General features: G+C 68.3%; 28 protein-coding genes. 13 read left to right on the top strand and 15 right to left on the bottom strand.

Annotation, left to right across the window (positions count from 1 at the left end; all coding sequences use genetic code 11):
* Positions 1 to 26 precede the first annotated feature (26 nt).
* Positions 27 to 1,715, bottom strand: a complete 1,689-nt coding sequence (locus BJQ95_RS07265; RefSeq protein WP_130176523.1) for a long-chain-fatty-acid--CoA ligase — start codon at positions 1,713 to 1,715, stop codon at positions 27 to 29.
* Positions 1,716 to 1,883: 168 nt separating this feature from the next.
* Between BJQ95_RS07265 and BJQ95_RS07260 the strand changes: the two genes are divergently transcribed.
* Positions 1,884 to 2,675: an alpha/beta fold hydrolase gene (locus BJQ95_RS07260; RefSeq protein ID WP_130176522.1), complete on the top strand. Its 792-nt coding sequence runs from the start codon at positions 1,884 to 1,886 to the stop codon at positions 2,673 to 2,675.
* A gap of 55 nt (positions 2,676 to 2,730) precedes the next feature.
* Here BJQ95_RS07260 and BJQ95_RS07255 read toward each other — a convergent pair whose 3' ends face one another.
* Positions 2,731 to 3,531, bottom strand: a complete 801-nt coding sequence (locus tag BJQ95_RS07255; protein WP_205750034.1) for a slipin family protein — start codon at positions 3,529 to 3,531, stop codon at positions 2,731 to 2,733.
* Positions 3,532 to 3,764: 233 nt separating this feature from the next.
* Here BJQ95_RS07255 and BJQ95_RS07250 point away from each other — a divergent pair, with 233 nt between their 5' ends.
* Positions 3,765 to 5,591 carry a DEAD/DEAH box helicase gene (locus tag BJQ95_RS07250; protein WP_130176521.1) on the top strand — a complete coding sequence of 609 codons (1,827 nt, stop codon included), beginning with the start codon at positions 3,765 to 3,767 and terminating at the stop codon, positions 5,589 to 5,591.
* A gap of 352 nt (positions 5,592 to 5,943) precedes the next feature.
* Positions 5,944 to 6,966 carry a TerC family protein gene (locus BJQ95_RS07245; RefSeq protein WP_130176520.1) on the top strand — a complete coding sequence of 341 codons (1,023 nt, stop codon included), beginning with the start codon at positions 5,944 to 5,946 and terminating at the stop codon, positions 6,964 to 6,966.
* Between the two features lie 121 nt (positions 6,967 to 7,087).
* Here the strand turns inward: BJQ95_RS07245 and BJQ95_RS07240 are convergent, their stop codons facing one another.
* Positions 7,088 to 7,783, bottom strand: coding sequence for a CoA pyrophosphatase (locus BJQ95_RS07240; protein ID WP_130176519.1), 696 nt, complete (start codon positions 7,781 to 7,783; stop codon positions 7,088 to 7,090).
* Positions 7,784 to 8,029: 246 nt separating this feature from the next.
* On the opposite strand from BJQ95_RS07240, the gene BJQ95_RS07235 reads away from it, so the two are divergent.
* Positions 8,030 to 8,170 carry a hypothetical protein gene (locus BJQ95_RS07235; RefSeq protein ID WP_165384858.1) on the top strand — a complete coding sequence of 47 codons (141 nt, stop codon included), beginning with the start codon at positions 8,030 to 8,032 and terminating at the stop codon, positions 8,168 to 8,170.
* Positions 8,154 to 8,657 (top strand): histidine phosphatase family protein, encoded by a 504-nt coding sequence (locus BJQ95_RS07230; protein ID WP_130176518.1) that lies wholly within the window; start codon positions 8,154 to 8,156, stop codon positions 8,655 to 8,657. The genes BJQ95_RS07235 and BJQ95_RS07230 overlap by 17 nt, the downstream gene beginning before the upstream one ends.
* A gap of 38 nt (positions 8,658 to 8,695) precedes the next feature.
* Here BJQ95_RS07230 and BJQ95_RS07225 read toward each other — a convergent pair whose 3' ends face one another.
* Entirely contained in the window at positions 8,696 to 9,637 is a 942-nt protein-coding gene (locus tag BJQ95_RS07225) for a pseudouridine synthase (RefSeq protein ID WP_130176517.1), read from the bottom strand.
* A gap of 317 nt (positions 9,638 to 9,954) precedes the next feature.
* On the opposite strand from BJQ95_RS07225, the gene BJQ95_RS07220 reads away from it, so the two are divergent.
* Positions 9,955 to 10,476, top strand: a complete 522-nt coding sequence (locus BJQ95_RS07220; protein ID WP_165384857.1) for a UPF0158 family protein — start codon at positions 9,955 to 9,957, stop codon at positions 10,474 to 10,476.
* Between the two features lie 124 nt (positions 10,477 to 10,600).
* Here BJQ95_RS07220 and BJQ95_RS07215 read toward each other — a convergent pair whose 3' ends face one another.
* From BJQ95_RS07215 to BJQ95_RS07205, 3 genes are all read right to left on the bottom strand, one after another.
* Positions 10,601 to 11,197 carry a heme-degrading domain-containing protein gene (locus BJQ95_RS07215; protein ID WP_256041567.1) on the bottom strand — a complete coding sequence of 199 codons (597 nt, stop codon included), beginning with the start codon at positions 11,195 to 11,197 and terminating at the stop codon, positions 10,601 to 10,603.
* A gap of 139 nt (positions 11,198 to 11,336) precedes the next feature.
* Positions 11,337 to 12,605, bottom strand: a complete 1,269-nt coding sequence (locus tag BJQ95_RS07210; RefSeq protein WP_130176514.1) for an MFS transporter — start codon at positions 12,603 to 12,605, stop codon at positions 11,337 to 11,339.
* Between the two features lie 191 nt (positions 12,606 to 12,796).
* Entirely contained in the window at positions 12,797 to 13,426 is a 630-nt protein-coding gene (locus BJQ95_RS07205) for a DUF1992 domain-containing protein (RefSeq protein WP_130176513.1), read from the bottom strand.
* A gap of 97 nt (positions 13,427 to 13,523) precedes the next feature.
* Between BJQ95_RS07205 and BJQ95_RS07200 the strand changes: the two genes are divergently transcribed.
* Positions 13,524 to 14,474: an NAD(P)-dependent alcohol dehydrogenase gene (locus tag BJQ95_RS07200; protein ID WP_130176512.1), complete on the top strand. Its 951-nt coding sequence runs from the start codon at positions 13,524 to 13,526 to the stop codon at positions 14,472 to 14,474.
* 27 nt (positions 14,475 to 14,501) lie between these two features.
* On the opposite strand, the gene arfB is transcribed toward BJQ95_RS07200, so the two are convergent.
* Genes arfB through BJQ95_RS07180 form a run of 4 tightly spaced genes read right to left on the bottom strand, consistent with a single transcriptional unit; the run spans position 14,502 to position 17,001 of the window.
* Complete coding sequence (gene arfB / locus BJQ95_RS07195) at positions 14,502 to 14,924, bottom strand: alternative ribosome rescue aminoacyl-tRNA hydrolase ArfB (protein ID WP_130176511.1); 423 nt, start codon at positions 14,922 to 14,924, stop codon at positions 14,502 to 14,504.
* Positions 14,925 to 14,977: 53 nt separating this feature from the next.
* Entirely contained in the window at positions 14,978 to 15,745 is a 768-nt protein-coding gene (locus BJQ95_RS07190) for an SCO1664 family protein (RefSeq protein WP_130176528.1), read from the bottom strand.
* Positions 15,742 to 16,284: a DUF3090 domain-containing protein gene (locus BJQ95_RS07185; RefSeq protein ID WP_130176510.1), complete on the bottom strand. Its 543-nt coding sequence runs from the start codon at positions 16,282 to 16,284 to the stop codon at positions 15,742 to 15,744. Before BJQ95_RS07185 ends, BJQ95_RS07190 begins: the two co-directional genes overlap by 4 nt.
* 9 nt (positions 16,285 to 16,293) lie before the next feature.
* A complete protein-coding gene (locus tag BJQ95_RS07180) occupies positions 16,294 to 17,001 on the bottom strand; it encodes a histidine phosphatase family protein (RefSeq protein ID WP_130176509.1) in 708 nt (235 codons plus the stop codon).
* A gap of 381 nt (positions 17,002 to 17,382) precedes the next feature.
* Here BJQ95_RS07180 and BJQ95_RS07175 point away from each other — a divergent pair, with 381 nt between their 5' ends.
* Complete coding sequence (locus BJQ95_RS07175; protein ID WP_130176508.1) at positions 17,383 to 17,778, top strand: hypothetical protein; 396 nt, start codon at positions 17,383 to 17,385, stop codon at positions 17,776 to 17,778.
* A 125-nt stretch (positions 17,779 to 17,903) separates the two neighbouring features.
* Here BJQ95_RS07175 and BJQ95_RS07170 read toward each other — a convergent pair whose 3' ends face one another.
* Positions 17,904 to 18,650: an SDR family oxidoreductase gene (locus BJQ95_RS07170; protein WP_130176507.1), complete on the bottom strand. Its 747-nt coding sequence runs from the start codon at positions 18,648 to 18,650 to the stop codon at positions 17,904 to 17,906.
* A 101-nt stretch (positions 18,651 to 18,751) separates the two neighbouring features.
* On the opposite strand from BJQ95_RS07170, the gene BJQ95_RS07165 reads away from it, so the two are divergent.
* Positions 18,752 to 19,621 (top strand): helix-turn-helix domain-containing protein, encoded by an 870-nt coding sequence (locus BJQ95_RS07165; RefSeq protein WP_130176506.1) that lies wholly within the window; start codon positions 18,752 to 18,754, stop codon positions 19,619 to 19,621.
* 199 nt (positions 19,622 to 19,820) lie between these two features.
* Here the strand turns inward: BJQ95_RS07165 and BJQ95_RS07160 are convergent, their stop codons facing one another.
* Positions 19,821 to 21,377 carry an IS1182 family transposase gene (locus tag BJQ95_RS07160; protein ID WP_130178737.1) on the bottom strand — a complete coding sequence of 519 codons (1,557 nt, stop codon included), beginning with the start codon at positions 21,375 to 21,377 and terminating at the stop codon, positions 19,821 to 19,823.
* A 186-nt stretch (positions 21,378 to 21,563) separates the two neighbouring features.
* Here BJQ95_RS07160 and BJQ95_RS07155 point away from each other — a divergent pair, with 186 nt between their 5' ends.
* Entirely contained in the window at positions 21,564 to 22,268 is a 705-nt protein-coding gene (locus BJQ95_RS07155; protein ID WP_130178443.1) for a DNA alkylation repair protein, read from the top strand.
* A 12-nt stretch (positions 22,269 to 22,280) separates the two neighbouring features.
* Positions 22,281 to 22,604 (top strand): DUF4342 domain-containing protein, encoded by a 324-nt coding sequence (locus BJQ95_RS07150; protein WP_130178444.1) that lies wholly within the window; start codon positions 22,281 to 22,283, stop codon positions 22,602 to 22,604.
* A 120-nt stretch (positions 22,605 to 22,724) separates the two neighbouring features.
* Here BJQ95_RS07150 and BJQ95_RS07145 read toward each other — a convergent pair whose 3' ends face one another.
* Positions 22,725 to 24,437, bottom strand: a complete 1,713-nt coding sequence (locus BJQ95_RS07145) for an AarF/ABC1/UbiB kinase family protein (protein ID WP_130178445.1) — start codon at positions 24,435 to 24,437, stop codon at positions 22,725 to 22,727.
* A gap of 3 nt (positions 24,438 to 24,440) precedes the next feature.
* Positions 24,441 to 24,986: a PadR family transcriptional regulator gene (locus BJQ95_RS07140; protein ID WP_130178446.1), complete on the bottom strand. Its 546-nt coding sequence runs from the start codon at positions 24,984 to 24,986 to the stop codon at positions 24,441 to 24,443.
* 132 nt (positions 24,987 to 25,118) lie between these two features.
* On the opposite strand from BJQ95_RS07140, the gene BJQ95_RS07135 reads away from it, so the two are divergent.
* Entirely contained in the window at positions 25,119 to 25,742 is a 624-nt protein-coding gene (locus BJQ95_RS07135; RefSeq protein ID WP_130178447.1) for a LysE family transporter, read from the top strand.
* Positions 25,743 to 25,814: 72 nt separating this feature from the next.
* Positions 25,815 to 26,519 carry a hypothetical protein gene (locus tag BJQ95_RS07130; protein WP_130178448.1) on the top strand — a complete coding sequence of 235 codons (705 nt, stop codon included), beginning with the start codon at positions 25,815 to 25,817 and terminating at the stop codon, positions 26,517 to 26,519.
* Positions 26,520 to 26,680 lie beyond the last annotated feature (161 nt).

The following is a 26,680-nucleotide window of genomic DNA, read 5'->3' as shown; positions in this document are numbered from 1 at the left end:
CGTCACCCACGACGGGTGAAGGCAGGTCAGAGCGTCGGCAGAACCTGTTCGCGCACCTTGCGGCGCAGCACCTTGCCGAGCATCGTGCGCGGGGTGTCGGTGATCTGCACGATCCGGCGGGGAATCTTGTAGGCGGCCAGATGCTCCCGGCAGTGGTCCTGCAGGGCCTTCTCGTCCAGGGTCGCGCCGGGTTCGAGTTCGACGGCGGCGACGACCATCTCGCCGCCGCGCTCAAGCGTCTTGCCGAAAACGGCCGCGTCAATCACCGAGGCGTGCAGACGCAGCACGGTCTCCACCTCGGTGGGCGCCACGTTGAAGCCACCGGTGATGATCAGGTCCTTGGCCCGGTCGACGATGGTGGAGAACCCGTCCTCGTCCACGGTGACGATGTCGCCGGTGCGAAGCCAGCCGTCGGGGGTGAGGGTCTTGGCGGTCTCCTCCGGGTTGTTCCAGTAGCCCTGGAATACCTGCGGGCCCTTGAGCAGCAGTTCGCCCGGCTGCCCCTTCTCGACCTCGACGGTCGGGTCATCGGGGTCGGTGACCTTCATCAGGGTCGACGAGAAGGGGATGCCGACGGTGCCGGGGCGGCGGGTCGGATAGAACGGATTGCCCATCGCCACCGGGGACGCCTCGGTCATGCCGAAGCCCTCCACCAGCAGCCCGCCGGAGACAGATTCCCACAGCTCCACAACGTGGTCGGGCAGATTCATCGCCCCGGAGATGCAGAACCGGCAGGAGCGCAGCGAGATGCCGCGTTCCTTCGCGGCGAGCGCGGTGCGCTCGTAGATCGGCGGCACCGCGCAGTACACCGTGGCCGGGGTCTTCTTCATGGTGTCGAGCACGGTCTTCGGGTCGAACTTGGGGAACAGCACGATCAGGGCCTGCTTGTGGATGCCGTAGGTCAGGTACAGCGTGAGGCCGAACGAGTGGAACATCGGCAGGATCGCGTAGAAGACCTCCTTGCGGTACTCGGCGCCGTGCATCCAGGCCTCGCCCTGCAACGCATTGCAGTGCAGGTTGTAATGGGTGAGCATCGCCCCCTTGGGGCGGCCGGTGGTGCCGGAGGTGTACTGGATGGCCGCCAGGTCGTGCATCGCCGGCCGCGGATGGGCCGGGTCGATGGCGCCGTGACTGAACAGGTCCTTCCACGGGGTGGTGCCGGCCGCCGAGCCGGTCAGTGCCGCGCGGGATTCGCGGAGGCTCTTGACCGGAAGGTAGAGGGCCAGCCTCTTGATAGTGGGGAACGCCTGCAGCAGGTTGACCGACACGATGTGGTCGATCTCGATGTCGGCCGGGAACGCACGCACAGTGGGGGCGACCTTGTCCCAGGCGATCACGATGCGGGCCTGGTGGTCTTCGAACTGGTGCCGGAGTTCGGGTGACGTGTAGAGCGGGTTATGCTCCACGACGATGCCGCCCAGGCGGAGGACCGCGTAGAACGCCACCACGTGTTGCGGACAGTTCGGCAGGATCAGCGCGACCCTGTCGCCGGCGCGCACGCCGAGCAGCCGCAATCCCTCGGCCGCCTGGTCGACCTGGGCGCCGAGCTCGGTATAGCTGGTGCGGCGGCCGAAGAATTCCAGCGCCGGTGCGTCACTGGCCTCCGCGACCGCGTGCTCGAGCATCTCGACGAGGGAGGTGGTGGGGTAGTCGATCTCTGCGGGCACGCCCGGCTGGTAGTGCTTAACCCAGGGCTGTTGCTCAGTAATGGCCATGCAGCCATACTCCCGCGAACTGCTCGTGTGCGGGGGCACAACACGACGCCGGGCCGAGAAACGTCCGTGCAGGGTCCCACAGATCTTCGCGGCCCAGCGGTTGACCGCCGTGGGCATCCGGTGCCACGGTGTCAGCGAACATCTACGAAGGCCCACGAAGGAGACATCATGCCCACAGTTGCGTCGGGCGACGGCACCACGATCGCCTTCGACAGTCTCGGCACCGGGCCCGCCCTCGTCCTCATCGACGGCGCCACCTGTCATCGCGACGCCGGCCCCATGCGCCCCCTGGCCGCCCTTATGGCCGACAGGTTCACGGTGTATGCCTACGATCGCCGCGGACGCGGCGCCAGTACCGACACTCTGCCGTTCACGGTCGACCGGGAGATCGACGACATCGCCGCCCTGATCGAGACGGCCGGCGGCCGGGCGGCCCTCTTCGGCATGTCCAGCGGCGGGGCGCTGGCCATCGCGGCCGCCGCGCGGCTGGGCGCATCAGTCAGCGAGTTGGCGGTCTACGAGGTGCCGGTGAGCATCGAGCTTGATCCCGTGGCCATCGCTTACTCCCGCAACCTCGCCGAGGCACTGGCCGCGGGGCGCCGCGGCGACGCCATGGCCCTGTTCCTGGCCCGGGTGGGCACGCCGGCCGAGCAGATCGCCGGGATGCGTCAGGCGCCGATCTGGGCAGGCTTCGAGGCCATCGCCCCCACTCTCGCCTACGACGACGCGGTCCTCGGTGACGGCCTGCTCCCCTATCGGCGGATCGACGCCGTCCGGATTCCCGCGGTGGTGCTCAGCGGCGAATTCGCGCCGGAGTTCATCCGCGAGTCCGCGAGGGCCTTGGCCACCGCCTTGGAGTACGGCCGGCACCTGGAGCTGCCCGGCCAGCGCCACGATGTGGACCTCGCCGTGCTCGCCGGCGCACTGCACCAGACCCTGGACGCGAGCCTGCCGGGCTGATTCAGGCCACGTCGGTCCGGCATGCATTCCGGCCGCGTCGGCGCTCCAGCGCCGCTCAGTCCGTATCGGCGACGGCTGCGGCCGCGTCCCTGGTTTCCCGGGCCAGGAAGGTTCCGAGTTCGCTGATGGTGCTCATGAGCGGGGCGGGGAAGACCACGATGGTGTTCTTGTCGACGCCGATCTCGACCAGGGTTTGCAGATTGCGCAACTGCAGGGCGATCGGATGCGCGAGCATGATGTCCGCAGCCTGACCGAGGGTGGCGGCGGCCTGTTGCTCCCCCTCGGCGTTGATGATCTTGGCCCGCTTCTCCCGCTCGGCCTCCGCCTGTTTGGCCATTGACCGTTTCATGGATTCGGGCAGCAGGATGTCTTTGAGCTCGACCAGGGTCACTTCCACACCCCAGCCGAGGGTTTGGGCATCAAGAATCTCGCGCACGCTCACGTTGAGCACCTGGGTGTTGGTCAGGGTCTCGTCCAGGGCGTGCTGGCCGACCACCTTGCGCAGCGTGGTCTGGGCGATCTGATCGATCGCGGCCTGCACGTTCTCGATTTCCACCACCGACTTCACCGAGTCGATCACCCGGTAGTAAGCCACCGCCGAGACCCCGACGCTCACGTTGTCGCGGGTGATGATGCCCTGCGACTCGATGGGCAGGGTCACAATGCGCAGGGACACCCGGTGCATGACGTCGACGAACGGGATGATGATGTGCAGGCCAGGGTCCAACGTGCCGACGAGCCGACCGAACCGCAGCAGCACGCCCTGCTCATACTGCGTCACCACCCTGATCGACAGGGCCAGCAGCACGATCAACAGAATCACCGCGAGTGCCAGCACCACCCAGAACGCCACCATCGGGAACACCTTCCATCCGACGGGCCACCTCGGCGCGCCTCCACCGTCTACGGGTCATTGTGCGCCCGCCGGTCCCCTTCCGCCAGTACCGAGGCCGGGCCGCTCAGATCGCCGTCAGGTTGGCCGCCCGGCGGTGTTCGCCGAGGCCGCTTTGCGGCTCTCGGCGTGACTGCTGGTCAACCGATTTCACGCTCCCGAACGGGGTGAGCACTTCGACCGACTACCGTAGTAGTATGACGCCTCCTGATTCAACTGCACCGACCGAGGCAGCCACTGCCCGCCCGACCATCACGTTCTCCGAGCTTGGGCTCAGTGACTCCGTACTCAAGGCCCTCAAAGACGTAGGCTACGAGACTCCGTCGGCCATCCAGGCTGCCACCATTCCCCCGCTGCTCGACGGCCGCGACGTCGTGGGCCTCGCCCAGACCGGCACCGGCAAGACGGCCGCCTTCGCGCTGCCGATTCTCTCCCGCCTCGACATGTCCCAGAAGAGCCCGCAGGCCCTGGTACTCGCCCCCACCCGCGAACTCGCCCTGCAGGTCTGCGAGGCGTTCGAGAAGTACGCCGCTCACATGAAGGGTGTGCACGTGCTGCCCGTTTACGGCGGACAGGGTTACGGCATCCAGCTGTCGGCGCTTCGCCGTGGCGTGCACGTTGTCGTCGGTACCCCCGGCCGCATCATGGACCACCTCGAAAAGGGCACCCTCGACCTCACCCAGCTCAAGTACCTGGTGCTTGACGAGGCCGACGAGATGCTCAAGATGGGCTTCGCCGAAGATGTCGAGACGATCCTCGCCGACACCCCGGACGACAAGCAGGTCGCCCTGTTCTCGGCCACGATGCCCGCGCAGATCCGCCGCATCTCCAAGCAGTACCTCAACGACCCCGAAGAGATCACGGTCAAGAACAAGACCACGACCTCGGTCAACACCACCCAGCGCTACCTGCTGGTCTCGTACCCGCAGAAGGTGGACGCGCTCACCCGCATCCTCGAGGTGGAGAACTTCGAGGGCATGATCGTCTTCACCCGCACGAAGAACGAGACCGAGACCCTCGCCGAGAAGCTGCGCGCCCGCGGCTACTCCGCCACCGCCATCAACGGCGACGTGCCGCAGGTGCAGCGTGAGCGCACCGTGGAGCAGCTCAAGAGCGGCAAGCTGGACATCCTGGTCGCCACGGATGTCGCCGCGCGCGGCCTCGACGTGGAGCGCATCAGCCACGTGATCAACTACGACATCCCGATCGACACCGAGTCGTACGTGCACCGCATCGGCCGCACCGGCCGGGCCGGCCGCAGCGGCGCCGCGATCAGCTTCGTCACCCCGCGTGAGCGTCACCTGCTCAACGCCATCGAGCGCGCCACCCGCCAGCCGCTCACCCAGATGCAGCTGCCGAGCGTCGAAGACGTCAACGTCACCCGGCTGGCCCGGTTCGACGACGCCATCACCGCCGCCCTGGAGGAGACCGCTCGTATCGCCGCGTTCCGCGACATCGTGGGCCACTACGTGGAGCACCACGACGTGCCGGAGGCCGACGTGGCCGCCGCCCTCGCCGTGGTCGCCCAGGGTGAAACCCCGCTGCTGCTGAACGCCGACGACGCGCGCGCCGCGGCCCGGTTCGACCGTGAGCGCACCGAGCACCGCGACCGTGACCGGGGCGACCGCCCCGTGCGCGAACGCCGCGACGACCGCGGCAGCCGGGATGACCGACCGCTGCGCAGCGAACGCCCCGAGCGCCGCTCACGCGACAGCAACCGCGCCATGGCCTCGTACCGCATCGAGGTGGGCAAGCGCCACAAGGTGGAACCGCGCCAGATCGTCGGCGCCCTCGCCAACGAGGGAGGCCTCAGCCGCGAGGACTTCGGCGCGATCCAGATCCTGCCCGAGTACTCCCTGGTCGACCTGCCGGCAGACCTGTCCGGCGACGTGCTCGGCCGCCTGTCCGCGACCCGCATCAGCGGCAAGCTGATCGAGATCCACGCCGACAACGGCGCCTCGGCCGGCCGCAACGACCGTCCCCAGCAGGGCGAGCGCTCCGAGCGCCCGCCGCGCCGCTACTAGCTCGAACCGCTTGACCGCTGCGCGGGTCAGGCGCCGTTGTGCGGGTGGCGTGCCACCCGCGTACCGGCGCCTTGCCCGCGCAGCTCTGTTCCCCCGGCTCTGGGCCAACGAAAGCCGGCCACCGGACCGTAGCGACGAGGGTTTTTCGGGATTTTCGCCGCCGGCGAACCTCCCGGGGCGACATCTCAGCGAAACTGCTCTACTGTTGAGCAAGCAAGGGGAGTACTCCCACGCGGCGCACCCGTCAGTACGGACTTAATGAAGAGTCCCGGGACGCCGGCTCGGCAGCTCCCCAGGCTGCGGGTGGAAGAGACCTTGAACTCCGTCCGATTCCCCTGCCCTGGAGCTCTTCTTGAACATCACTCCCACCATCTGGATCATCACCATCGCCGTGACGATCGCCTTCTTCGCCTACGAGTTCTTCGCGCACGTGCGCAAGCCCCACGAGCCCACCGTCGGCGAATCCGCCCGCTGGTCGGCGTTCTACATCGGCCTTGCCCTGCTCTTCGGCGTCGGTATCGGCATCGTGTCCGGCTGGCGCTACGGTGGCGAGTACTTCGCCGGCTATCTCACCGAGAAGGCCCTGTCGATCGACAACCTCTTCGTGTTCCTCATCGTGATGGCCGCGTTCTCGGTGCCCAAGGCGTACCAGCAGAAGGTGCTGATGTTCGGCATCATCATCGCCCTGATCATGCGCGGTGGCTTCATCGCGGTGGGCGCTGCCCTGATCGAGAACTTCTCCTGGGTGTTCTACCTCTTCGGTGCCCTGCTGTTCGTGCTGGCCTACATGCAGGTGCGCGGCCACGAGGGCAACCCGGCCGACAACCTGTTCGTGCGCCTGGCCCGCCGGGTGCTGCCGGTCAGCGAGGAATACGACCGCGACAAGCTCACCACCAAGATCAACGGCAAGCGCTTCGTCACCCCGATGCTGCTCACCATCATCGCGATCGGCTTCATCGACCTGGTCTTCGCCATCGACTCGATCCCCGCTATCTACGGGCTCACCTCCGAGGCGTACATCGTCTTCACCGCCAACGCGTTCGCCCTGATGGGCCTGCGCCAGCTGTTCTTCCTCATCGGCGGGCTGCTCGAACGCCTGGTCTACCTGTCGCAGGGCCTGGCTGTCATCCTCGGCTTCATCGGCCTCAAGCTGGTCTTCCACGCCCTGCACGTCAACGAGGTGCCGTTCATCAACGGCGGCGAGCCCTTGCTGTGGGTGCCCGAGATCCCGATCTGGTTCTCCCTGGTCTTCATCGGCGCCACAATCGCCGTGGCGACCATCGCGAGCCTGGCCAAGACCCGCGGCGACGCGGCCAAGGCCGACCGCGGCCAGGTCGAGGGCGAGCCGATCACCAAGGCCAAGGACTCGCACTAACCGACCACGGTCACTGCGCCCGCTCTGGCCCGGCGCGCCCTCTATCGGGGGCGCGCCGGGCCCCACGAGGTGCACCGATCACCAGAGCTCCCCGGCACAAGCCAACGAAGCCGGCCACTGGCTAGAGCTCGGGCTGCACGATCCGATCGTGGTCCCAGGGCCCGGCCCAGCCGAGCTCGTCGAACATGCGGGCGAGCACGATCCCTGTGAAGCCCCAGACCAGCCGGTCACCCACTGTGAAGGCGGGCGCCCGGTAGTCTGTGCCGCCGACGGTGTGCACGGTGTTCGCCCGGTTGGCAGGGTCCAAAAGTTCCGCCACGGGAACCCGAAAGACGTCCACGGTTTCGGCATGGTCCATCGCCGCCACCTCCGACGGCCGGGTCCACCACGCCGGCACCGGCGTGACGAGATGGTTGCTCACGGGCACCGGCATCGCCGGCAGCGTGCCCAGCGGTTCGAGGCCGGCGACATCCAGGCCGGTCTCCTCAACGGCTTCCCGCAGCGCCGCAGCGACAGGGCCCGCATCGGATGCTTCGAGCCGGCCGCCGGGGAAGGCGATCTGACCCGGGTGACTGCCCAGGGTGGAGGCACGGCGGAGCAGCAACACGTCCAGGTCCCGAGGCACCCGGGCTCCCCCGGTCGCCCCGGCCGGCGGTTCCGCCGATACCGCATCGAGAACGCCGAACAGCACGAGGACCGCGGCCCGACGCGCGCTCTGCAGGTCGGGGATGTCCCGGCTGCGGCCGGTCCCCCAGTCCAGCCCGCGCTCGCACAGCGCCGCGAGTTCGGCGCGGGGATCCTTCGACACAACGAGCATGATCCCACCATACGCAGCCGCCGCCCTGGCTGAGTCTGATGGGATCAGCCCGGATCAGCCGGCGACGCCGTGAGCGAGGTTCTCCACGGCGTGGTGCAGGTGCACCGCCGTCTCGTCGTCGTGTTCCACCGGCATCAGGTCGAAGACCACCATAATTGCAAAGCGCTATAGCCCGGCGCATGGTCCGACGCGTCGTGGAGCTGCCCCCGTCGACGACGTCGCGAGCGGCACGGATAGGCTGGCGGCATGAGGCAACTCACGTTGCTGCCGATCGCCGGGATCATCCTGCTCGTCCTGCAATGGTGCGAACCCTCCTCGGGGCGGCGGCTACACGGACTGACCCGCGCGCCGGCCGGAAGGAGCCCCGACAATGACCCCACCCAGTGAGCGCACCCTGATCGTGCTCCGGCACGCCAAGTCAGACTGGTCGGGCGGCCAAGCCGACATCGACCGCACCCTGAACGCCCGCGGACAGAGCCAGGCACCGGATGCCGGCGGCTGGCTCGCCGAGCATTTCCCCACCATCGACCTGGCCGTCGTCTCCCCCGCGGCTCGTGCCCGCGCCACCTGGGCGCTGGCCTCGGCAGAGTTCAGCGTGAGCCCCGAGGCGCGGGTCGATGACCGGGCGTATGCCGCATCCGTGAATGATTTGCTCGAGATCGTGCGGGAACTGCCCGACCAGCTGCGGACCGTGATTCTGGTGGCCCACAATCCCGGACTCGAGGGCCTGGTCTCCGCGCTCACCGGCGAGAGTGTCACGCTGTCGACCTCGTCGCTGGCCGTGCTGGGCCTCCCGGGTCCCTGGTCAGAGCTCGCGAGCTCGACGGCCGTGCTCGTGGCCTCCGGCCGGGTCAGCCGGGACGGCCTCGGTTAGACACGCGCCTCATCCGGTGTGGTGAGCCGCGACCAGCCTCAGTCCGCCGTTGCTGCCTCCACCGGGAGCGGGAGCCGGCGCACGCTCTCGAACCGCCGCGCCCCGCCGTCGATGGGGTCGGTGAAGGCCAGTTCACTGGCCACAAGCTGCAGCGGCCGTTGGAAATCGTGCACCGACACATCCTGAACCACGGGGTAGACCGGGTCGTCGATGATCGGGATGCCCAGGCCCAGCATGTGCAGGCGCAATTGGTGGGTGCGCCCGGTGCGGGGCGTCAGCCGGTACCGTCCCACAGCCCCGTGTCGGCCCTCCAGTTCGATGACGGACTCGGCGTTGACCGGGGCGCCGGGCACCACCTCGCCCTGCCAGAGGCCGGGCCGGGCAGCCAGGTGGTTGCGCACGATGACGGGCAGTTCGAGCGTGGGGCAGAACGGCGCCAAGGCCCGGTACACCTTGTGTATCTCGCCGCGCTGGAACATCGTCTGGTAGGCCCCGCGCCAGCGGCGTTCGGTGGCCAGAACCAGCAGGCCGCTGGTCACCCGGTCCAGGCGGTGCAACGGGGAAAGTTCGGGCAGCCCCAGTTGGGCGCGCAGGCGGACCACGACACTTTGCACCACGTGCCTGCCCCGCGGGATGCTGGAGAGGAAGGGCGGTTTGTCGATCACCACGATCCGCTCGTCCCGGTAGATCACATGCAGAGCACCGGGCACCACCCGTTCGTCGGCCAGATCACGGTGGAACCACACGAACGTCGTGGGCCGGTAGGGGTCAGCCCCGGCGACGGGCGTGCCGTTCTCATAGACGAACCTGCGCTGATCCAGAAAACCGGCCACGTCAACGGACTCGCTCACCCGTTCCTGCAGCCAGGCGCCCATGGACGGCCAGGTCGGCTTCGGAGCGCCGGGCCGGTCGCGTTCCGGGGTGCACACCCACGCCGCATCGAGCCCGTGCCGTTGCGGGAGGGGCGAGCGTGGGGGCATCCCCCGATCGTACGTGCCTGACCGGATCCCCGGCGGGCATCCGGGACAGTCATGCTCGAGCCTGCCGTGGGCCTCGCCTTGTTGTGGGGAAAAAGTGACATTACAGGGACGGGATTCCGCATTACATCCTAGTTTTCGACCTTTTTCCCTACAAACGTTCGTAGCCACCAGGAGGTCGGGGGCGGCCAGCGCGACGACGGGCTCCCGGGCGGAGCCGGAGGCCGGAAAACAGCCGGCGGAATCGGTTCTAACCTAGGAGCATCACTCTGATGCCCGCACGCCCGCCGATTCTCAGCAGGCACGGCGAAAGGAACTTGATGTCCACGACCGACGAACCGAGCCGCTACCGGCCTTTGGCCGGGATCGATGTGGGAATGATCGCCATGGCGATGTCGAACAGCGAGGGCGGCTACTACGATCCGAACGACGGCAGTGCGATTCTCATCATGGACGGTGAGGCCCTCACCGGTGAGGACTCCGAGACAGACCCCGACGACCTCGGCTGGATACCGATCGACCCCGTCGACTCCCGCGACGCGTACAGCGAGATGACCGACTTCGCCGACGTCGTCACCGACCCGGTCCTCGCCGACCGGCTCACCCGGGCGTTGGACGGCCGCGGTGCCTTCCGACGGTTCCGGGACACACTCGCCGAGGACGACCTCTACCCGATCTGGGCGCGGTACTCGAACGCCCTGGAGGAGAAGCGCAGCCTCGAGTGGCTGGTCGAGATGGACATTTGCGACCCGGCGGAAGCCGTCACCGCCTTCCAAGAGCGGACACACGCATCCGCCCGGGCGCTCAGTGACATTGCGGCCTGGCACCGTTCGGCGCCCTGAACCGGCCCGGCCGCGCTGAACCGGAATCACGAATGTTCGGGCGCGCGCCCGTCGCGGTGGCCGATGTGCACCGGGCTGGTCTGACCGGTCCCCCGGCGCCGGGAGTCCACGTCAGCAGGGCCGGTCAGACTGCGGCGGCCCGGGCGGCCTCGAGCGCCCAGACGACCAGGTCATGGTCGAGGTTCTCGACCAGGCCGGACACCCCGACGGCTCCGATCACGGATCCGTTCACCCGCAGCGGGAAGGCGCCGCCGGCGGCCGCGTACTGCGTGACGGGCAGTCCGGTGGCCTCGTTGAAGTCGAGACCCCTCGCCCGGTATTTGGTGCTGATCAGGAAGGACGGCGCGTTGTACCGCGCCACCACGCGGAACTTCCTGGCCAGCCAGTCGTCGTTGTCCGCGGTCGTGCCCGGCCGGGCGGCGTGGAAGACCCGCTGCTCGCCGAAGGTCATCGTCACCGTGATCTTCAGGTCGTCGGCGGTCGCCTTGGCCATGATCGTGCTGCCCAACCTGTAGGCGTCGTCGTAGTCGAAGGCAGCGAAACTGATGCGGGAATTCTGTTCCTCGAGCAGGGGCAGCAGCGCCTGGGCAGCGGGGTCAGGGGCGAGCGACATAGAAAGAGTCCGTCTTCGTTGGGGTGTCGGCAGCGGCGCCGCACTACCGAGCACGATACCGGTGCCGGGCGGCCGGCGCACGTCTCGGCCGGTGACCGCAGCGGTCATAGCTGGGCGGGACAGACGGCCCGACGCCCGATAAACGTCGACAGCAGCGACGTGCGGGGGTTCATGTGCATAGTGTCGCTGCCGCCAGTGACGTCGCAGTGAACGCCCGGTGACACCGCGGCCGGGCCCGGTCGAACTATCAGGAGGCCTCGGGCTCGGCGGCATCCGCTCGCACGGCCTTGGTGTCGGCGGGGTCGTTCTGGCGTCGGCTGGCGAGGATGATCGGAACACCGATGAGCTCGACCAGGCCGCCGATCAGCAGTGACGCGCCGTAGCCCCCCAGGTCGGCGGAGCGGCCGAGGGCGGGTTGGATGAACACGCCGCCGAGGCTGCCGAACAACGAGTCGAACGAAAGCACCGTGGCGCGCTGCTTGGACGGGATCATGTCGTTCAGATAAGCCTGGCGCACCGGTTCGGCCACCGCGAAGACGAACCCCCAGAGCATCAGGAACACCACCGCGAGCCAGAACAGGTTGTTCAGGCCCAGCACAATCAGCGAGACCACGCTGAGCAGGGACGCGCCGATCACGGTGCTGGTGCGCTTGGCGAAGAGGGTGCGGATGCGGGGTGCGAGGACGCCGCCGACCACCTGCGCCAGCGACAGGATCGCGGCGGCCAGCCCGGCGATGGAATAAGCGGACGGGTCGCCGTACAGCTCGAGCAGGTAGGGCTGCAGAGCGTAGAAGGCGTAGAAGCCGACCCCGGACGCGAACGGCGCCGAGAGGATCATATAGCGCACCGACCGGCGCTTGAGCCCGTGCTCGATCGACTCCGCCAGCACCAGGCGGGCCGCCCGTACCGGGCCGCGGGAGTGGTCCGGGGTGAAGCCGAGGTCTTTCATCACCACGAACGCGTAGACGAACATCGCCACGAGCACCCCGGCGCGCACCAGGAACGGCACCCCGAGATTGGTGGCCTGGGCGATCACCCCACCGAGCACCGAGCCTGCGAACATGGCGATCCCGGTGACCACCAGGCCGCGACCGAACACGGCCTCGAGGCTGCCGGTGTACCCGGTCGAGGTGAGCGCGTCGACCAGCCAGGCCTTCACCGCGCCGGAGAAGAAGGTGAAGCCCAGGCCGAGCAGCACCGACACGATGGCCCACCAGACGAACGGCGATTGCCAGACCCAGAGTATCCAGTACAGCGCGGTGGTCACCGACAGCGTGATGGTGCCCAGCAGATAGGAGGCCTTGCGGCCCACGGTGTCGGCGACCACGCCGGTGGGGATCTCGAAGATCACCATGCCGGCGGTGAAAAACGCGTTCGCCGCGAACGCCTCGAAATTGCTCAGCCCGGCGTCGAGCAGGAACAGCGTGTTGATGCCCCAGATGAACGACGCCGCGAGCGTGTTGCCGAGCATCAGGATGAGGTAGATGCGCTGGACGCGCCGGGATGCCGGGTTCACGACCCGGGTCCGATCAGCTCAGACCATCCCGTCACACCAGTCATCATCGACCCGGGCGGGGCGGATGGCTAGGCTCCCGCGGACCTCCCGTTACGGGGTTGGCAGTGCGGCAAGCGCCGCCGCCCTCGCGCCCACGAAGTCCCGCGAACTGTGAGGAAAGCCCCGAAAACTCGAGTTCTTAGGTGCTTTGCTCACATTTCGCGGGCCCGCCGCCTGGCTTGACGACGGTGCCGCCAGGTCATCGCGGCGAGTGCGGCGGCCTCCCGCTCGCGTGCCGCGTCCCTCTCGAGACGGGCAGCGTCACGGCGCTCCTGCCAACGGGCGATCTCTGCCTCAACGTCACGCAGCGCCGTGACGACGGGCGGGCCGCCGCGCAACTGCCGGCGGGCCTCGATCACCCGTCGGTTGAAGTCGTCGAGGATCTCCCGCACTTCGCGTTCCGCGACGACGGCGTCGAGGCGGGCGCCGAGCCCGGCATCCTCGGAGCGCAGGGTCAGGGCGGGCGGGCCCAGTCCGGTGATCTGCTCGCGCTCGACCTTCTGACGGATCCACCAATCCGGGTCGTACGGGGCGTTGAGCCCGGGGATCGGCTTGCCGGTGCCGGGCAGGTTGTCGAAGTCGCCGCGACGCATGGCCTGCTGGATCGAGATTTCCACATACTGGGCGCGGGCATCCATCATCGCCTGGCCGGCCTCATTGGTGTCGGGCTTGGCGGTGTCGGGCCCGGCGGGCGTGGGTCCATCGGATGCGGGGATCTCGCGGTTGATCTTGTACCGCGCCACATTGAGCGGGGTATCGCTGGGTTCGCGTGAACCAGTCATGCCACCAGCCTACGTTCGCCTCCCGGTGATGGGCAGCCCCGCGTACACTGGCCCGCATGCTCCGTTGCCAGGATGTCGTGCCCGAACGCCGCCCAGCATGAAGGCCGTCGTCTACGACCGGTACGGGCAGCCCGACGTGCTCAGGGTCGAGGAGTTGCCCACACCCTCGCCGGGCGCGAACCAGGTGCTGATCGAGGTCGCCGCGACGTCGCTCAACCTGTCCGACTGGGAGGGACTGACCGGAACCCCGGGGTATGCCCGGCTGGGCGGGTTGCGCGCGCCGCGGCGCCGGGTGTTGGGATCCGACATCGCCGGACGGGTCGCCGCCGTCGGCCCCGGCGTCACCGGGTTCCGCGTGGACGATGAGGTGTACGGCGACAATATGGGCCTTCTGGGCGGATTCGCCGAGTACGCGGTGGCGCCGGTCGCGGCCCTCGCCCACAAGCCCGCGGCGCTGACCTTCGCCGAGGCGTCGACGCTGCCCCAGGCGGGAGCGATTGCACTGCAGGGCACCGCCCACGTTCGCGCCGGCCAGCGCGTGCTGATCAACGGGGCGGGCGGCGGGTCGGGATCCTTCGCGATCCAGCTGGCCAAACGGGCCGGAGCGCATGTGACCGGCGTCGACAACGCCAGGAAGCTCGAGTTCATGCGCGGGCTCGGCGCCGACGAGGTCGTCGACTACACCACGTCGGACTTCACCCGGCTCGAACCGTTCGACCTGATCCTCGACCTCGTGGCACACCGGTCGGTGTTCGCCTACCGGCGCGCCCTGGCGCCCGGCGGCCGTTATCTCTGCGTCGGCGGAACCGTGCGCAGCGTGCTCCGGGTCGTGACCGTGGGCGCGGCGCTCGGCCTGGTCACCGGGCGCCGGTTGGGGCTGCTCATCGCCAGAGAAGGCCCGGCGTACTTCGAGCCCGTCGCTGAGCGCTGTGCCACCGGCGAGTTGAGCATCCACATCGACCGCACCTTTCCCCTCAACGAGGCGGCGCGTGCGCTGAGCTACCTCGGCGAGGGCCGTGCGCTCGGCAAGGTTGTCGTGACCGGTTAGATAGTGTGCGCCAGCGGGTAACCGTCGTTATTCAGCGGATGGCCGCTGCCGCTGCGCCTTCGTCGCCGACCGCTGCTGCTTGGCGGCGAGGTGCCTCCGGCCGGAGCCCTTGGTGGGTTTGGTCGCCCGGCGGCGCGGCCCATCGGGGGCGAGCCCCGCGGAGACGAGCTCGGCGAGTTTGATGAGGGCGATCTCACGATTGCGCAGCTGGGAACGCTGTTCGGAGGCGGCCATGGTGACCACCCCGTTGACCAGGCGCCGGTCCAGCCGGGTGAGCAGCAGCATCCGTTGCTCGTCGGTCAGCACCGCGGACTCGGCGACGCTCCAGGACACCTGCACCCGGCTGTCCGAGGTGTTCACGTGTTGCCCGCCGGGGCCGGATGACCGGGAGAACCGCCAGCCGAGTTCCGTCGCCGGAATCGTGAGTGCGGGTGATATCTCCAGATCCATGCTTCAAGGGTCCCACGATCTGGTCTGGACCGGTGCGCCTGGCGCCGGTGCCGTCAGAACAGCGGCCAGGGCACCGCGGGCATTTCGCCCTCCGGGGCGGGAAACCGTCCGTCGGTTCGGAGCCGGTCGCAGCGGGCGGCCAGAGCCGCGAGTTCGGCCGGGGTGAGCAGCACGGCCAGGGCTTCGCCGAGGTCCCCGTCGAGGGCGGCGCGCACCGTGTCGATGCCGGCCAGCTCGTCGATGCTGAGCTCGTCGCCGATCCAGCCCCACAGCACGGTGCGCAGCTTGTGGTCGGCGTGGAAGGTGAGGCCGTGGTCGACGCCGTGCCGGTGGCCGCCGGGCATGGCGAGGATGTGGTCGCCCTTGCGGTCCGCGTTGTTCACGACGATGTCGAAGACGGCCATCCGGCGCAGGGCGTCGGAGTCTTCGTGGATGAGCGCGACCAGGCGATCATTCTGGTCCCGGCCCTCGAGAACGTGCCGCCAGCCCTCCGCGGGCACGGCATCGGCCGGGACGAGGTCCACGGCGTCCTGCTCGGGGTCGGCGTCCTGCCAGAGCTGCGCCATCCCCGGGCCCATCGGCCCGTCCCGCAGCCAGGTGCGCGGCACGACGTTCCAGCCGAAGCACTGGGACACCAGGTAGGCCGCGGCCTCCCGGCTGGCGAGATCGCCGTCGGGGAAGTCCCAGAGCGGGCTCTCGCCGGCGATGGGTTTGTACACCACGCTCACCCCGCCGATCTCGCCGAGGAAGGTGGCGTTGGAGGCCGTCGCGATCCGCCCGGTGAGCTCAAGCTCGCCCTCGACAAGGTCGGGCACGGTCAGAGGCTGGGCAAGGCGCAGGTGTGCCCGTCCGGGTCGATCGGTTCGCCGCAGAGCGGGCACATCGGCCGGCCGGCACCCACCACCTCGCGGGTGCGTTTGGCGAAGGCCCTGGCGGTGCCGACGGGCATCCTCACCACCAGCGTCTCGGCCGGCTCAAGGGTCTCGGTGTCCAGCTCCGCGGTTTCTTCGTCGTACCAGTACGCCTCCAGCACGATCTGCACCGTGGACGGGTCCCAGCCCAGGCTCATGGCGGCCGTGCGGAACTCTTCCTGAACGGGTTGGTCAAGCGGATCGTTGTCGACCAGTTCGATGGGGGTGCTGGTCGGGATGCTGAACGGATTGCCCTGGTGGGCCATCAGCTGGTCGAGGACCTCGTCGATCTTCTCAGCGAGCAGACCCGATTGTTGCTTCTCCAGCGCGATGCTGACGATCCGCGGCCCGGTGCGCACCTGCAGGTAGAAGGTGCGGGAACCGGGCAGACCGATAGTGCCGATGACGACCCGATCCGGCCAGGCGAACTCATGGAGGATTGTAGGCATGAGGATATTTTACGCGCGAGCTGCCGGGGTCGGCTGATGACCGGCCCCGCCGCCGACCGGCGCGTCGGCCGTGGGCGCGCTGGCGGCGAGCCAGGAGAGGTCGCCGGCGTCGGTGTTGGAGGCGTGCACCGTCGGCCGACTGGCACCGTATTGCACGATCGAGACGGATGCCGGGCCCACGTTGATGCGCTGGAACAAGTCCAGGTGCATGCCGAGGGCGTCGGCGAGGATCGACTTGATGATGTCGCCGTGACTCACCGCCACCCACACGGCGCCCGGTCCGTGCTCGGCTTCGAAGCCGGCATCCAGGCGCCGGATGGCGGCGACCGACCTGGCCTGCATGGCGGCCATCGACTCGCCGCCCGGGAAGGTCACGGCGGACGGTTGGGTCTGCACCACCGACCAGAGATTCTCTTGCGAGAGGTCCTTGAGCGTGCGGCCCTGCCAGTGGCCGTAGTCGCATTCCGTGAGGTCGTTCTCCACCGGCGTCACCGGCGACCCGGTCTGCTGGTCGAGGATCAACGTGGCGGTTTGCCGGCAGCGTTCCAGGGGGCTGGACACCACCCCGACCAGGGCGACCGCGGCGAGCCGCTCCCCCGTGACGGCGGCCTGGTCGCGGCCGATCTGGTCGAGCAGAACGCCGGCGGTGCGCCCGGCCAGCAGGCCGGTCGCGTTGGCGGTGGTGCGGCCGTGCCGCACGAGGATGACTGTGGCCATGGCTACAGCCTAGGTGCGCGCACGTTTGGAAGGACTTCGTGAGGTTTCTAGGACGCAATACCCGCGAGCATCCTAGAAACCTCACTATCTCCTATCTTGCGGCGGCGAGCCACACTGAGGCACGCCACGCGTCCGCCGAGCGCCGCCGCCGCGCGCAGATCGGCCGGGGTGGCAGCAAGTGCCAGCCAATTCCGCCGGACACGGGGACACTCACCGCTGGCCGCGCCCCGAAAAAAAGGAAAAAGTGAGCAAAAAAAGGACCAATGGCGCAGCATCCTTATTTGCGGCCGTTGTCCTTGTGTATGCCCGATAGCTTTGCGCTTGACATCGGGGCCACCTCAGCGGCTATCCGGAATCCGCGAACCCGCGTACGGTCGCTCCATGGCGAATCTCATCGAGAAACTAGCGGAATCGGTGCCCTCCTGGGGCGCGAAGTTGGCCTATGGCGAGAAGACCACGCTGGGCGGACACGACCTGGTCCCCGTCGCGCTAGTCGGCTTCGGCTTCGGCGCGGGCGAGGGTTCCAGCGAGATGCCCGAGGGAGGCCTGGGCCCGACCGGCATGGGCACCGGCATGGGCACCGGCATGGGAGAGGGCCGGGGCGGCGGGGGCGGCGGCTACTCCGTGCCGATCGGGGCCTACGTCGGCGGTCCGGACGGCCTCGAGTTCCGGCCCAACCTGATCGCCCTGATGGTCGTGGCCGTTCCCGTGATCACGGCCGCCGGGCTGGCACTCGCGCAGATCATCCGCGCGTTCCGCGGCGCCGCCCCGAGCTGAGCCTGACGTATTCGTCGCCGGACCCGGCCTGGGCGTGCGCGGCGTCACTGCGCCCCCTGTCGGCGACCGCTACCGCTATAGCGGACGCGCTCGCCCATCGGAGGTGCAGTGAGCGGCCCGCCCAGCTAGACCGCCGGGTTCAGCGCCGCGACGGCGGCGGCATAGCGGCCCTCGACCTCAGCGAAGCGCAGGAACCTCACGGTGTCGACGAGGATCTCCTGGGCGTCGGGCTGGGCTTCCAGCAGAGCCATGACCTCGTCAGCGAAGACGTCGAGGGGCATGAAGTGCTCGTTCACCGAGTTGCCGGGCATGAGCTCGGTCTGCACGGCCGGTGGAACGAGCTCGATGACCTGAACGGTGGTGCCGGCCAGCTGCATCCGAATGGTCTCGCTATACCGGTGGATGAACGCCTTCGACCCGTTGTAGGTGGGGGTGTGCGCCAGCGGGGTGTGCGCCAGCCCCGACGACACTGTCATCAGGGTGGCGTCGGGTCGGGTCTGCAGGTGCCCGATGAAGGCGGAGACCAGGCGCAGCGGTCCGTTGATGTTGGTCTCCACGATGCGTTCGGCTACGGCCAGGAAGCCGGCTCCGCGCACATCCTCGGCGTCCATCACCCCGGACATGGCGATGAGCACGTTCAGGTCACGGTGCTCGGCGAGAACCTGGTCGCGGGCGGCGAGCACGGAGACGGGGTCGGTGGTGTCGATGGTCACGGTCGACAGGCCGTGCTCACGGGCGAGGCGTTGCATCACGCCGGTGCGACGCCCGCCGATGATGACGGTGTTGCCGGCGGCCTGCAGCCGCAGGGCCAGGGCCAGGCCGATGCCCGACGTGGCGCCGGGGATGAAGATGGTGTTTCCGGTGATGTTCATGCCTCGAGTGTGCGTGGCGGCGAGCGGATGCGGGAGAGGAGCCGTTGTCGTAGGACTGCCGGTCCCTGGAGAGCGGCGCGTGGGTGGCGGATGATGGAGGAATGGATCACACCGCCCTCGCCGATTTTCTCCGCTCCCGCCGGAGCGGGCTCCGCCCCGAGGACGTCGGCTTGGCCGCGGGACCGCGGCGCCTGGTGCCGGGCCTCCGCCGCGAAGAGGTCGCCGCGCTGGCCGGGATGTCCGCGGACTACTACGTGCGGATGGAGCAGGCCCGCAGCCCGCAACCCTCCGAACAGATGCTCGCGGCACTGGCCCGGGCGCTGCGCCTGAGCAACGACGAGCGTGACTACCTGTACCGCCTCGCCGGCCACAACGTGCCCGCCCGCACCCCACTGGACACCCACGTCGCCCCCTCGCTGATGCGGGTCTTCGACCGGCTCGAGGAGACCCCGGCGCTGATCCTCTCCAGCCTCGGCGAGACGCTGGCACAGAACTGGCTGGGCGCGGCGCTTCTCGGCGACCACTCCCGGCACACCGGGCTGGCGCAGAGCGGCGTCTACCGGTGGTTCACCGACCCCGCCGACAGGGAGATCTACCCGGTGGACGACCGGCCACGGCAAAGCCGGGCCCAGGTCGCCGGCCTCCGCGCGGCCGTCGGCGCGGCGGGGCAACGCTCCCGCGCAGGCGCCCTGGTGCGGGAACTGAGCCGGGTGAGCGTCGAATTCACCGAGATCTGGGAGTTGCAGGATGTGGCCACCCGCTTCCAAGATCACAAGACGCTGATCCATCCGGAACTGGGCGCGATGGAACTGGATTGCCAGACGCTCTTCACCGAGGACCAGGGGCAAGCGTTGCTCATCCTCACCGCGGCGCCACGCAGCGAGGCCGCCGAGAAGCTGGCGCTCCTGGCCGTGCTCGGCCACCAGCGGTTCGACCCGGCGCCCCTGACCAACGGGCCGGGCGCCGACTAGGAGGGCGCTGAATATTAGGGGTCCAGTTGCCTCGGCGAGTTCTTAGAGTGTTTTTTTGCTCCGCTGTGGGGCGTTGTGCGGTCGACTGAGCGATCGGCCACGATGGTGGGATCTCGCGTCGGGGCTGATCGATGGGGCCGTAGTGGGCGGCTCTGCCGCCTGGGACCGTGCGCCGAGGTGGTCCTCGTGCGTCGGGGTGTTATCCAAGGGCCCAAACCCCGTTCTGGCTGGTCAAACCGAGGTTGAGGAGCCGTTTGAGATTGATCGCGGCAGCACGGATCACCCACCCCGCATTGTTCTTGGCAACGCCGCGGTAGCGGACCCGCCGGGCCCCGCGCGTCATCCACGCCAGCGTCCGTTCAATCATTGGACGGTGCTGGCGATAAAGGGCTTGAAAGTCCGGGTCCTGAGCGGTGACGCGGTGCTCCCGGCGAACCTGATCCAGCGGATGAATCTGCATCTTCTTGCCGGACTTCGCGGTGGTGCACTGCGCCATCAGCGGGCAGGCCTGGCACGAACTACCAAAACTGGCCCGTCGTTTCGGGCTGAGCGACCGGACGTTCCCGGCCGGGCAGGTCACGGTCTGCAGGGTTTCATCCACGGTGAAGTCATCGATGGTGAATCCGCCCGGAACGGCTCGGCCCAGCGGCATCGGCTTGATGATCGGCCGGTGCCCAGCGGCATGAATCTCGGTCAGGAGCCCGCCGCTGCCATAGGCCGAATCACCCAGCACGTCAATGTTTTGCTCACCGATGCTGACGTCGGCCGCGAGCAGCTCGCCGCCGCGAGCCGCGTCGCTGTTTTGCGAACCAGAGGCTTTCGTGAGCATTGCCGCCGTCACCAACCCGGTGTCGGGCTCCGCGTTGACGTGGGCTTTATAGCCGTCGATCTTTTTCTGGCGGCTCTTGTGCGCATGGCGGGCATCAGGATCGACGGTGGAAATCACCCGGTCGGGAGCGACCCGGCGGGCGATCCGCCACCGCCCGTCGGTCCCGTCGGACCCGTCGGCGGGTTCCACGTCTTGGCCGGCGACCAAGGCAAGCAGCGCGACGGTTTCCTGCTGCTTCTTGTTGAGGATATGGACGTTGATGCTGCCCAGCAGAGCGAGAGCATCGGTGACCAGGCGGGAGACGAGCTCGTCGCGGGCGTCGCGGTCGTCCCACGCAATGTCGGGCTTGCCCGGCTGGGAGTAATCATGGCCGGTCAAGCCGGCGACGCTCACGTCCGCGCCGGGGATCTCCCGGCCAACACGGCGGATCTGTCCGACCAGCTGCGTGACGGTGTCCTGCCGGGCAACCGCATCCTCCAAAATTGTTGAGTCCAACGCCCGGCGTTTGCGCCCCGACAATGCTCCGGACTGGGCAATGACCGCGGTCACGGCCTCAAAAATGCGGTGCGGCCGGTCACTGGCAGCCAAGCGTTTGCGCCAATAGACCAGCACGGTCGGGTGGAAAGAGGTTTCAGTCAGCGCGAACCCGCAGGCGGCTTTCCACCGCAGGTCATACGTCAACGCCTCGGCCGCTTCCCTGTCGGAAAGGTTGTGCAGTGTTTGCAACACCATCACCGACGCGATCACGTCCGCCGGTATTGACGGGCGGCCGTTCTGCGAGGAAAACAAGTCCGCAAACGCATCATCGGGAAACAGCTCCCGACGGTGCGCTGCAAGGAAAGCGAACACCGATCCAGGCGGAAGCAAGTGCCCCGCTACGGCATCGACATCGTAAATCTCACGCTGACCATCATCACAACCCTGCATCACCCCAGTCTTAACGACCAAGAGCCGACCCGCCGCAGGCGCGCCTTAAATAAGCGACACCCGCACCCAAAGTTGTTCAGCGGCCTCCTAGAGGGCTTTCGCGAGTTCGTCGGTGCTCGCCGCCGGGTGACCCGCTGCGCCCCGCGTCGTAGGCTGGAACCCACAGCTGAGAAACGGGAGGCCACGATGGCCGAGACGATACTGGCCGGCACGACGGTAGCCGCAGTGATGGCCGATCTGGCCGCGCTGGAGAACCCGCAGATCCGCGCGGTGAACGCCAACCACGGCGACGACCACGGCGTCAATCTCACCCAGCTGCGCGCCGTCGCCAAGCGGTTGAAGACCCAACCGGAGCTGGCCCGCGAACTCTGGCAGACCGGGGACACCGCGGCACGGCTGCTGGCGATCCTGATCTGCCGCCCGAAGGCGTTCGACCGTGACGACCTGGACCGGATGCTCCGCGCAGCGGGCACCCCCAAGGTGCAGGACTGGCTCGTGAACTACGTGATGAAGAAGAACCCGCACGCCGAAGAGCTCCGCGTGGCCTGGTTCGCCGATCCCGACGCCGTGGTCGCCAGCGCCGGCTGGGCGCTGACCAGCGAACGCGTGGCCACATCCCCCGATGGCCTCGACCTGGCCGGGCTGCTCGACCTCATCGAGGCCGAGATGAAGGATGCGCCGGAGCGCCTGCAATGGGCCATGAACCACTGCCTCGCCCAGATCGGGATCGAGCACGCCGAGTATCGCGTGCGCGCCCTGGCCATCGGCGAGCGACTGCAGGTCCTCAAGGACTACCCGACTCCCCCGGGCTGCACCTCACCCTTCGCGCCCGCCTGGATCACCGAGATGGTGAGCCGCCGACTCCCGATCGAAAACACGCCCCCCACCTGAGCCGAGGCCCTCATGACTGACGACAAGACCCGCTACGAAGAGTTCAAGATCTCTGGAGACGACCTCCTCACCAAGGTGCGCGAACTCCTCCACGAAGGAAACGTGCGCCGGGTGTTCCTCAAAAACGAGGAGGGCGCAACCATTCTGGAGATCCCGCTGACGGCCGGTCTGGCCGTCACCGTGATCACCGCCGCGTTCTCCCCCGTCCTGGTCGCGGTCGGCGCCATCGCCGCCCTGCTCGCTCAGGTCACCGTGGGCGTCGAACGCCCCGTGAGCGACACCGAGCAGCCCACCGGCGAGCCCCCTGCTCCTTCGGGCACTCCCGACGAGCGCTGACCCTACCCTCGGGGTCTGACCCGGTGCTGCGCCGGTCGGCTGGATGGCAGGAACGCCTAGCGGTCGAGTTCGTAGCCAGTCAGCCGCACCGGGCACACCGGGCGCTCCGGGCGCTCCGTCTCAGCGATCGGTGCGGCCGGACAGCAGGGCGTGCAACAGTGGCAGGGCCGACCCGATCATCAGCACCGCACCGAGCACGGCGTCGTCCGCGCGGAGCACCGCACCGGCGATGAGCAGGGCGGCGAACAGCAGCGCCGACACCGCTCGTCCCACGGTGCGTTCCAGCCGGGCGACCCGTTTTTCCAGGCCCGGGCTGGCCACCGCCACGGTGCCGTCCTCGAAGCGAGTGACGAGCCCGTCCAACCGTTTGGGCAGCCGCCAGGCGATCCCGGCGTTCTCGAGGGCCTGTTTCCCGAAGTCCTGCACGACGTTGCCGCCCTCTTCGCGGATGAGCTGCGAGGCGTAGGGTTCGACCGAGTCCCAGAGGTTGAATGCGGGGTTCAGTGAGCTGCAGACCCCGGACGTGAGGGACATCGCCCGGATGATGAGCAGGAAGTTCTCCGGCAGCTGGAAGGGCAGCGCCCGCACCACGGCGCCGAACTGGATGGCGAAGTCGCGGAACTCCCGCGGGTCCACCTCGCGCAGCTCGGCGAAGCCCATGCCGCCGAACCGGGCGAAGAGCTGCTTCATCGCCTTCTCCAGCTCGGAGGTTTCGGCCGAGGGCAGCAACACGCCCAGGTCGCGGGCGGCGTTGACCATGCCGCTGCCGTCGCGCGACGCGGCCGCGATGAGCATCTTGCGAAGGCCCGCCCGGGTGGTCGGCGGCACCTCCCCCATCATGCCGAAGTCGATGAAGGTGAGTTTCCAGCCCCGACCGGTCGGGTCATCCGGCACCGGGGTGACGAAGATGTTGCCCGGGTGCGGGTCGGCGTGAAAAAACCCGCTACTGAACAGCTGGTCGAACATCACCGCGGCGAAGACCGGGGCCACGTCCGCTGGATCGATCCCGGCCAGGCCGAGCCCGACGGTGTCGGTGATCTTGATCGCGGTCACATCCTCGAGGGTGAGCACGCGCCGGGTGGAGCGCTCCCACACCACGGCGGGCACGCTCACCCTGTCGTCGCCCTCGAATTCCTCGGCGAAGCGCACCGAGCCGGCGGCCTCGTGCAGGTAGTCGATCTCCTCCAGGCTGGTCAGCGCGAACTCCTCCACCAGCGCCGGCGCATCCACCCGGTTTGAGACCAGGCGCACGTGGCTGAGCCAGCCGCCCACCTTGCGCAGGGCCGCCAGGTCGACGTCGACGATGGTGTCGATGCCGGGCCGTTGCACCTTGATCACCACGGCTTCGAGGCCGGTGTCGGCGGCGTCTTGCGGAGAGAGCATGGCGCGGTGCGCCTGACCGAGGGATGCCGCCGCCACCGGCGTCTCATCGACCCACGCGTACGCCCGCTCGAGCGGCATGCCCAGCTCGGACTCGGCGAGTGCCCGGATCGCCGCGAACGGCACCGGCGGCACCTCGTCCTGCAAGCCCTCGAGCTCGGAGGTGATCTCCGGCGGCAGCACGTCCAGGCGCGACGACAGGAACTGGCCCACCTTGATCATCAGCCCGCCCAGGTCCACCGCGAGCACGTGGAAGCGTTGCGCGAAGCGGGTCATCCGCTTGGCGCGGGTGCGCTCGGCCAGTTTCGCGAGCCCGATCCGCGGTAAGAGCAGCTCGTAGAACCAGGTGACGGCCAGATTCCAGCCGGCGAAACGGAGGATGCGGCGGTACCTGGCACGCGTATCCCCCGCGCCGGGATTCACGCTCGGTGAATCCCGACGAACCGATGGCACCCGTCAGTCCTGGGCGAGGATCGAATAAATCCGACGACGTGCTTCGTCGATCGCGGCCACGGCCTGCTTGATCTGTTCCGGAGAGCCGGTGCGGCCGACCTGCGCGGCCGCCTGGGCCAACTCGATACCGGCCTTCGGCAGAGCCGTGAACTTGGCGTCCTCGGTCGAGCTGTCCGGCGCCCACGGCGTCGATCCGTCCGAGCCGGCGACCTCCTCGCGGCCTGCGTCGGTGAGCGAGTACGTCTTGCGGCCGTTGGACTCCTCTGCACGGATGAGACCCTCATCGGCCAACAGCTGCAGGGTGGGGTAGACAGAGCCGGCGCTGGGCTTCCAGCTGCCGCCGCTGCGCTCCTCGATCTCGTGGATGATCTGGTAGCCGTGCATCGGCTGCTCGGCGAGCAGCGCGAGCACCGCCTGGCGCACGTCACCGCGACCCATGCGGGTGCCGACGCGTTTCTCGAACTTCGAACGCAGCTGGTCCATCGCCTGCCACATGCCGTCGGCGTTCATGCCGCTGCCGAACCCACTGCTGGGAAATGAATTGCCCATGATGATCTCCTCCATGAATCGCTAACGATACTCAACGATATAGTCAGGCGCGCGCGATCGAAAGGGATTGCCGGGTCCCGACCATTACTCTCAGCGAACTGTCGTCAAACGCCAAGAAACTAGGATGTTCCCATGCAGTTCTCCCTGTGGGTGGCCCTGGTCGGCGCGGGCACCCTGATCAGCTTCACGCCAGGCGCAGGGGCCATCAACACCATGAGCAATGCCCTGAACTCGGGCTTTCGCCGCTCGATCTGGGGCATCCTCGGCCAGCAGGCCGCTTTGCTCATCCACATCGTCATCGTGGCGCTCGGGGTCGGTCTGCTCGTGACCAGTTCGCCGATCGCGTTCAACGTCATTCGCTACGCGGGCGCCGCCTACCTCGTCTATCTGGGCATCCGGCAATTTTTCGCCAGGCCAGAGCTCGACGCCGAGCGAGCCAGGGCTTTGAGCGAGGAGCCGCGCAGGTCGATGTTCCAGCGCGGACTGTGGGTGAACCTGCTCAACCCCAAGGCGATTGTGTTCTTCCTGGCGTTCCTGCCCCAGTTCATCCGGGTCGACCAGCCGTTGGCGGCCCAGTATCTGATCGTCGCGGCCACCGTCGTAGTGATCGACGTCGCGGTGATGTGGTTCTTCTTCGCGGTGGCCGCCCGCGCCTTCCAGCGATTCACCCGCGACGCACCCGGCCAGCGGGTCGTGAACCGCGTCTTCGGCGTGCTCTTTGTGGCCGTCGGCGTTTTGCTGGCGGTCATTCACTGACCCGACGGGGCCACGTCTTTTTCATCGCGGATATGCGGCCCTCCCCGCAACCCATCGCGTAGCCTCGATGCCATGAGCGCTGCGCGAGATGACGTCCTGGCCCCGTGGCGAAATACCAATCAACGCGCCACTCGGATTGCCGTCGTTGCCGTGACGTCGACGCTGGCCGTGATGCTCGTCACGGCCACGCTGCCTCTGTGGGTGGGAGACGACCCGATCCGCACGGTTCTGCTCGCCGTCTACAACGGGAACCAGGTCGACTGGGCGTGGACGCTTTCGCCACCCGATGTGTGGTGGGCGGTCGGGTTGATCCTCCTGGCGCCTGTGCTGTGCACGATGATCGGAGCGGTCGTCTCGCGGCGGCGACTGTCCGCAGCGACCGTCCGCATGCCCAGGGCCGCAGCGTTCTCCACAATCGGGTCGGCACGGTCAGCGGGCCAGCGCAGCGCACAGGTGCGGAACAGGCAGGTCGATCTGGCCGCGCGGCAACGACGAGTCACAGAACTGGGCCGGTTCGCCCTGCCGATCTGGAGCATCCTGGGGGCCGCCTTCGGAGCCCTCCTGGGAGGCTGGTTCCTCATCGGCATCGCTCTCGACGTGACCGGCGCGACAGCCACTCCCGTCGGCGCCTGGGTTGCGGTTCACTCGTGGTGGCTCATCATTGCGGTATACGCCGTCTCGGGCGCCATCCTCAGCACTGGCGACAGCCGCCGCAAGCGTCGAGGGCAGAATACCGACGCGGCCGTGGCCGACGCAGACCAGGCCCTCGATCGATAGGTCTGCCGAGCTGTTGTGGGATGGCACGCCAACCCCGTCGTCGCCCAGGTGTCTGTCGCCGGCGGCTTCGCCGTACTCTTCCCTCAGACTGAAAACCGGTTGACGGACAGGAAATCGCTCCCGAGGATCCTCAGGAGCGATTTCACCGCCGTCTAGCCGGG

The sequence above is a fragment of the Cryobacterium sp. SO1 genome (assembly GCF_004210215.2).
In the GTDB taxonomy this organism is placed as follows: domain Bacteria; phylum Actinomycetota; class Actinomycetes; order Actinomycetales; family Microbacteriaceae; genus Cryobacterium.
This window is presented reverse-complemented; position numbering and strand designations above follow the sequence as displayed.